Origin of the sequence: Protofrankia sp. Cas3, from assembly GCF_963555955.1 — a bacterium.
Taxonomy (GTDB): Bacteria; Actinomycetota; Actinomycetes; order Frankiales; family Frankiaceae; genus Protofrankia.
Window position 1 is genome coordinate 1 of record NZ_CAUVXP010000272.1, and the last position, 4060, is coordinate 4060.

The window sequence follows — 4060 nt, forward strand, 5'->3', positions numbered from 1 at the left end:
TACACCATCGTGCTGGTAGCCGACGGTTCTCCGGTTCTTGAGATTGCCGCCACGGACACTTCACCGGCCGCCGCGACCAACACCGCCTCCGTGCTGGTGAAGGTGGCCGGGACCGAGCTTGAAAAGCTGCAGGTCATGCAGAACGTGCCGAAGAACGCGATGATCCGGGCCAGCCAGCTTATTTCCCCGACCGAGCCCGATGTACTCCACGGGAGCCAGACTCGGGCGCTACTCGGTGTAGTCGCGCTCGGTGTCATTGTATCGGTCACGATGTGTTTCGTCGCCGAGGGGGCCTTTACCGGCCGGCGCGCGGCCTTGGCCGCCGCGGTCCGCGGCCGGCGCACCACCGGCTCGCGGGGTGATGCGGGTTCGAAGGGCGCAGCTCGGTCGCGGGGCGGTTCCCGTAAGTCCGGGACGTCCGCCAAGGGACGCGGCGTCGATGATCTGGAGGAAGACGACAGCGGCGACCCTGGTTCCGAGGATCTGGAGGAACTGGACTGGGATGACGAGGGGGACCACGAGGAGCAGGGCCCGGTGCAGCCACGGGACACGCGTGAGACCACGATGGTTCTGGTAGGCCTGCGTCGCCGTTCCGACAAGTAGGCCGGCCAATGCGTGGTCTGCCCTTCGGTATCGCCCGGCGCATGTCGCCCCGTGTTCATCTGCCATATGTGGATGTCACCTCTTTGTTGTCGCTCTATGTTCTTCTTCTTCTCGGTATTCCGTCACAGCTGATCTTCGGTCCTCTTGGTGCCGCAGGTACGCCGGCCAATCTGTTGGGAATGGTCTGCCTGTTCTGGTGGATCCTCGCGGTCATGCTGCCCTTCGGGGGTGTGGCATCGGGGCCACAGCCGGTCCGTATTGCGATGGTGTTCCTGTCCGCCATGGTGTTGGGAAGTTACGCGGCTGGTGCGATGCGGCCGGATATCGTCCCCGAGGAACTCCGCGCCGCCGACCGTGGATTATTGCTGTTGGCGACCTGGGCCGGTGTGGCCCTGATAGTCGCGGACGGCATCCGGTCGTGGCGCCGGTTGGACGATCTGATCGGCCGTCTCATCGGGATGGGTGTCTTCCTCGCGGTCCTCGGTATGCTGCAGTTCTCGATCGGCCTCAACATCGCCGGCTACATCCACGTTCCGGGTCTGCGGGTCAACGGGACCCTTGATCTCATCTCCGCCCGGTCCATATTCCGCCGGATCACCGGGACCGCGAGCCATCCGATCGAGTTCGGTGTGGTACTGGCGATGCTGTTTCCTCTCGCGCTGAGCCGCGCGTTTGCCGCACCGCCGGGGAAGGCGAAGATGCGGCGGTGGTTCGCCGCGGGCAGCATCGGTGTCGCGCTGCCCATGTCGGTGTCACGGTCGGCAATTCTTGCCATCGCGGTGGTTGCCTTTTTCATCATTCCGAGCTGGGACCGCCGGCGGCGCCTGGCCACGCTCAAGGTGATGCCGCTGTTTCTCGTCGGCATGCGACTGATGATTCCCGGACTGCTCGGTACGATCACGAGTCTGTTCACAAACATCAGCAACGACCCGAGCACCAAGGGCCGGACCGAGGACTATGCGGCGGCCGCGAAGTACATTGCGTTGCATCCGCTGTTCGGGCGGGGTTTTCGTACGTTCATTCCGAGCATGTACCGGTTCCTGGACAACCAGTATCTGATGACCATCGTGGATGCCGGGCTGGTCGGCCTGGTGCTGTTGCTGTTGACCTTCCTGATCGGAATCTTCACCGCGCGCGGTGCACGCCGTCGTAACGACGACCCCATTCGTAAGGATCTTGCCCAGGCGGTCGCGGCGGCCATTGCCGCGGCAATGGTCAGCTTCGCGACCTTTGACGCACTCAGCTTCCCGATGTGTGGTGGGCTGCTCTTCCTGTTGATCGGTCTCGCCGGCGCGATGTGGCGGTTGTCGGGTCAACCTCATGATCAGAATGAGCAGGGCCGCCCGGAGCCTCGTGCGTCCCTCGCCTCGGTTGCGACCGCCCGGCCTTTGGTCGACCAGATGAGTAGTGCGGCCCGTTGATCAGTACTGTAGGTTGCGTGATTATCCCTCGCATGGCTTGACGGCTACTCTCACCAGGCTTTTTTCTGTATTCATGGAAGGCTTGCCGGCCCTGCCTTCAGGCCGCGCTCCCAGAAGACTTCCCCCCGGCCTGGCGAGCGGTTCCCCGATACCGGGCGAGGGTTGTCCGTGGCGCCGGTCGTGGTCGGCGACCGGTGATACGGGTACCTGGTCGAATCTGCTAGGCTCGATTTGGCCGGTGGGAGTGTGCCATACCTGGGGGGGATGGATGACGGGGGCCCAGTCACGCGACGATTGTGCCGTCGTTGGCATAACCGTGGGTAGCGAGAGTGAACCGTTGGTGAAATCCGGCGGGTATTCTGAGTTATCGTTAGGTGGGTTGCCGTCGAGCCGCAGCCGGTTCGTTCGGGGCATGCTGCGTGGAGCGGTGGAGGATAACGCGTCCTTCCCCTCAATCGAGCTACAGGGCATCCCCCTGGTCTGTCTCACGGTCGCCGACGCGCGCAACGCCGTCCGGGCAGCGATGGAGGATCCCCGACCCGCGCTCGTCGCCTATGTCAACGCGCACTCGCTCAATCTCGCCTACACCGACGTCGCCTACCGGGCTGCGCTGCAGCGGGCTCACCTGGTACTGCCGGACGGTATCGGTGTCGCGGTCGCAGCCAGGATGCGAGGGCTGCGCTTTGCCGCGAACCTCAACGGTACGGATTTCACCCCGGTGCTGCTCACCCTCGCCGCTGAACAGGGGTATCGGGTCTTCCTGTTCGGCGGTCGTGCCGGTGTGGCCGGCCAGGCCGGTGATGTCCTGCGGGAACGGATCCCGGGGCTACGCATCGCCGGAGTTCGGGACGGCTTTGGCTGGGCGGACGATCCGGACTCGGTTGTCGAGGAGATCAGGGCAGCACGGGCCGATCTGCTGGTGACCGCACTCGGGAACCCGCTGCAGGAACTCTGGCTGGACCGCTATCTGGAGGCCACCGGCGTGCGCCTCGGGGTCGGGGTGGGCGCCTTTCTCGACTTCACAGCCGGCCGGGTGCCGCGTGCCCCGGATTGGATGATCAAGAACCGGTTGGAATGGGTGTGGCGCCTCAGCGTCGAGCCACGCCGGATGTGGCGCCGCTACCTGGTCGGTAATCCACTGTTCATCTGGCGGACGCTGGTGAGTAGGCAGCCACCGGCCCAGCTTCGGCTGCGGCGCCGCGTCCTCGCCGGCGCGTACCCGGTCCCGGCTGAGTCATGGATCTTCCGCCAGGGTCAGCCGGCATCCCACGGCGGGCTGACCCCGCAGGCCGAGGCATCACGGTGACCGCTGACCGCGAGCCAGCCGGCTCCGTCGAGATACCGGCATCGCTTGCCGGGACGCAGCCGGACGTGACGGTGGTCGTCGTCACGTTCAACAGCGCCGAGGTCATTGTGGACTGCCTGGATGCGCTGCCCGGGGCCTTCGCGGCGGGTGCTCGGGGTGGGCTGTCGTGGCAGGTCGTGGTCGTCGACAACGGCTCGACCGATGACACGACGGTTCTGGTCGGCAAGGCCAACCCGGATGCGCTGGTTGTGGAGACCGGCGTGAACAACGGGTACGCGGCGGGTGTCAACGCCGGCCTTGCCACCGTGCAGCCGCGGCGGGCGGCCTTGGTGATCAATCCCGACGTGCAGCTCGACCGGGGCAGTGTCACGGCGCTGTGGGACGCCCTGCGGCCCTTCGACACCGGCATCTGCGTCCCGAGACTGCGCGATGATCAAGGTCGGTTGCACCACTCGCTGCGCCGTGAGCCCACGGTGCTTCGGGCGCTGGGCGAAGCGGTGCTCGGTGGTGAGCGATCCGGGCGGACGGCGACGCTCGGTGAGGTCGTCATGGACGACCGTCTGTACGCCTCGCCCCAGGTCGCGGACTGGGCAACCGGCGCCGCTATGCTGATCTCCAGGGAGTGCCTGGACGCGGTGGGCCCCTGGGACGAGTCGTTCTTCCTGTACTCGGAGGAGACCGACTTCATCCTCCGCGCTCGTGATCACGGCTTCCTGCTGCGCTACGTACC

4 protein-coding genes are annotated in these 4060 nt (G+C 65.8%); all 4 read left to right on the plus strand.

Annotated features, from left to right (window positions below; genetic code table 11):
- On the plus strand, positions 1-603 hold a 603-nt coding region (locus U9983_RS26895), incomplete at its 5' end, for a hypothetical protein (RefSeq protein ID WP_322756695.1).
- Between the two features lie 68 nt (positions 604-671).
- Entirely contained in the window at positions 672-2024 is a 1353-nt protein-coding gene (locus U9983_RS26900) for an O-antigen ligase family protein (RefSeq protein WP_322756696.1), read from the plus strand.
- A 427-nt stretch (positions 2025-2451) separates the two neighbouring features.
- Positions 2452-3330 (plus strand): WecB/TagA/CpsF family glycosyltransferase, encoded by an 879-nt coding sequence (locus U9983_RS26905; RefSeq protein ID WP_322756697.1) that lies wholly within the window; start codon positions 2452-2454, stop codon positions 3328-3330.
- Positions 3327-4060: glycosyltransferase family 2 protein (locus tag U9983_RS26910; RefSeq protein WP_322756698.1), on the plus strand; the 734-nt coding region annotated here is incomplete at its 3' end. The genes U9983_RS26905 and U9983_RS26910, both read left to right, overlap by 4 nt.